3 protein-coding genes are annotated in these 3,327 nt (G+C 37.7%); all 3 read right to left on the bottom strand.

Annotated elements, in window-relative coordinates; translation table 11 throughout:
• Window positions 1-244: 244 nt before the first annotated feature.
• Entirely contained in the window at window positions 245-1,114 is an 870-nt protein-coding gene (locus tag M0P98_09420) for a hypothetical protein (GenBank protein ID MCK9267065.1), read from the bottom strand.
• 89 nt (window positions 1,115-1,203) lie between these two features.
• Entirely contained in the window at window positions 1,204-2,067 is an 864-nt protein-coding gene (locus tag M0P98_09415) for a PIG-L family deacetylase (GenBank protein MCK9267064.1), read from the bottom strand.
• Between the two features lie 235 nt (window positions 2,068-2,302).
• A complete protein-coding gene (locus M0P98_09410) occupies window positions 2,303-3,166 on the bottom strand; it encodes a PIG-L family deacetylase (protein ID MCK9267063.1) in 864 nt (287 codons plus the stop codon).
• Window positions 3,167-3,327 lie beyond the last annotated feature (161 nt).

Below are 3,327 nucleotides of genomic sequence, written 5' to 3'. Positions count from 1 at the left end.
TCGCAAAGACGGAATGGGGGGCTGTTAACAAAAGGTTCAAGCCTTTTGTTCTTCTACTCTGAGCCTGTTAAGCCCTTCGGAGATGCTCTTTGTATCCGCCCAGTTTACCATCCTGAACTTGTTTCAGGATCTCTAACTTAATCCACGCTGGTAATAGGCACAACGTAAAAAAACGAGATTCCGGATCAAGTCCGGAATGACATATGGGGGAGGCGCTTGCAAAGACGGAATGGGGGCTCTGCCTTTACTTGCCGTCCCAGCCAGCAATTCTTGCCCATAACCACCATGCGGCATACGCTTTTAGGTTAGCGTTTAAGGGCTGGCTATGAGCGGAAGAACATTTGTACCAATCAACCCCTTCTGTATGTGTATTCTGCCATTCTGTTGCCCAGTTACCACCAGTATAAGAACAGTTATCTCTAACGTTTTTATCTCCAAAATATTTTCCGTCTGGGTTGTAACTTTCTATATCAGCAAAATCGTATAATATCTTTTTATTATCTATACAATACTGTCTTATCTGTTGATTTCTTTGATGAAGGTTACCAGAAAGCCCAGTACCATCTGTATGTCCTGTCATATAAACAAACTTTACTTTAGGGTAATCCTTCTCTAATTGGTTCATAAGTGTAAGATATGTTGTTATATCACCTGGTTTAGCAGAACCTACCTGCCCACACCAAGACCATATAACCACATTTATTTCTGGATTAGAGTTAAGGTAAGTTCTTGTAGTTGTTGCCCACTCTGTTCTGTTTGGGTTACCTAAATCACGAGCTACACCAAGGTTTCCGTCTCTTATATCAAGAGCACCGTTTTTCCCGCCAATATTCCAATCATATAAACTGCCTGCAAATTTAACAAGTCCTCTCATACCGGTAGTTATTTGGCTACCGTGGGAGGTATGCCCGTAGGCAATATGTAAATCTTTTTTTGCTTTTTCTATCCATTGTTTAGGTATCTTTTTTAGGTTTGTGGTCTTATGGTCAATAATTATTGTAGAATCTGGTGTTGAACTGCTACCAATATTATAAGATACACAGGTTTGAGAATAAGAGATATAAGAGAACGCACAAAATATTAACATACTGACTGCAATACTTACTTTTTTCATAAACTCTCCTTTTTATTCATATATGTTTCATAACTTTAATTATCCCAATTGGTACATTTGTCATTAAAAAACTTATCTGATACCTAATATCAATCAATTCCTATTACGGCTTTTGTAGCGTCATAGGTGGCAGGCAGAGAAAAATTTTCCTTAAAAGCATTTGCACTATCCATAAAAGCCTCTGCATAGTCAAATCCGCATAGTTTTCCATAAATCTTTGCCTGTTCAATTATATGGTCAACAAATCTTGATGTATCTCTATCTGGGTACTGGCTTTTAAAAACAGAAACTGCCTTACATTTTATATCTATTGTGTCTGATATGTCAATAAATCTTGTTGGAGCAAAAGAACTATTTATTGTTCCACCTTGACCATGTGGCCAATGGAATAATTTTATATCTTTTCCTTTAGATGCCAGAAGTTTGCAAACGTAAAATGCAAAACCTGCAACAGCGTAATGTTCCCAGTGTACATCGTCCGCACTATGGGTTAAAAGTATATCAACCTGATTGCTTAAAATAAAATCCATAAGAAAATTTGTTGCTGTTTTAGAAAAACGAGCACTAACTATATATTCTCTACCGGGTATCTCTTTATCAATTCTGGCGAGGTCTTCACAGGTGTTTTTGATGCCGTCAAAGTGTGTTAAGTTGATAGATTTATCTTCGTACCAGTAAAGGCTCTTAAAGTCAAAGAAAGATATATCCGAAATACCAAGGATTTTAGCGCCCTCCTCTGCTTCTCTCTTTCTTATATCAATAATTTCTTTATTAGAAGGGTACCTATCTTCCTTTATATCTTGTTCAGAATGTCTATAATATGGAGTAGTAGTTGCTATTGTGTAAATAACGTTCCAACCTTGTCTTACGTAATTTGCAAGAGTGCCACCACACCTTAATTCAACGTCGTCGTGGTGTGCTCCAAAAGCCATTATTGTTTTTTTGTTTTTCATAGTTCTCCTTTATCTTATACACTATTGTTTATTCCCATTCCTTTTCCGCCTTCGGCGAGATTGCCACGCTAAGAACCGCTCGCAAAGAAGGAATGAAGGAGTAAAAACGAGATTCCGGATCAAGTCCGGAATGACATACAGGGGAAACCTCATACTTTATCGTTACGTTTTACTTTTTCCCTCACCCTTAATCCCTCTCCCCCAAGGGTAGAAGGCAAAGGAGGGGGTAGTTCTTTTAATCAAATCCAATGAGAGCCTTTGAAGCATCATAAGTCATTGGTGGACTAAACTCTTTTTTATATGTAATTAAACCATCCATAAAAGCCTCTGCATATTCAAAGCCAGAAAGTTGTCCATAAATTTTTCCAAGTTTTAGTATATGTTCAACAAATTCCGAAGTATCTCTATCTGGATACTGACTCTTAAACGCAGAAACTGCCTTACATTTGATATCTATAGAATCTGTTATGTCAACAAATCTTGTGGGTGCGAAAGAACGGTTTATTGAGCCACCTAAACTTGGGGGTCCATTAAATAGTTTTATATCTTTTCCTTTTGCGACAAGTTGTCTGCAGACAGAAGCAGCTAACCCTGCAACAGCATAATGTTCCCAGTGTTCATCGTCTGCGCTGTGGGTTAAAATTATGTCAACCTTTTTGCTCAGTATAAAATCTGAAAGAAAATCTGTTGCATCTTTTGAAAAAAGAGCGCTAACAATATATTCTCTACCGGGTATCTCTTTTTCAATTCGGGCAAGGTCTTCACAGGTGTTTTTAATACCGTCAAAGTGTGTTAAGTTGATAGATTTATCTTCGTACCAGTAAAGGCTCTTAAAGTCAAAGAAAGATATATCCGAAATACCGAGAATTTTAGCGCCCTCCTCTGCTTCTCTCTTTCTTATATCAATAATCTCTTTATTAGAAGGGTACCTGCCTTCCCTAATATCTTGCTCAGAATGCATATAATAGGGGGTAGTGGTTGCTATTGTGTAAATAACATTCCATCCTTTTTTTATATAATTTACAAGGGTGCCACCATAGTCTAATTCAATATCGTCGTGGTGTGCTCCAAAAGCCATTATTGTTTTCTTGTTTTTCATATTTCTCCTTTATCTTTGTCTTTGTCGCCGTTTTGTGGCTTCAACGCCCCAGTTTTGTTATTCTGAACTTGTTTCAGGATCTCTCACTTAACCCACGTTGGTAATAAACACATCGTAAAAAACGAGATTCCGGATCAAGTCCGGAATGACATATAAGGGGA

The sequence above is a fragment of the bacterium genome (assembly GCA_023230585.1).
Classification (GTDB): domain Bacteria; phylum Ratteibacteria; class UBA8468; order B48-G9; family JAFGKM01; genus JALNXB01.
The sequence above is the reverse complement of the archived record's forward strand: the minus strand, read 5'-3'. Positions and strand labels throughout refer to the sequence as shown.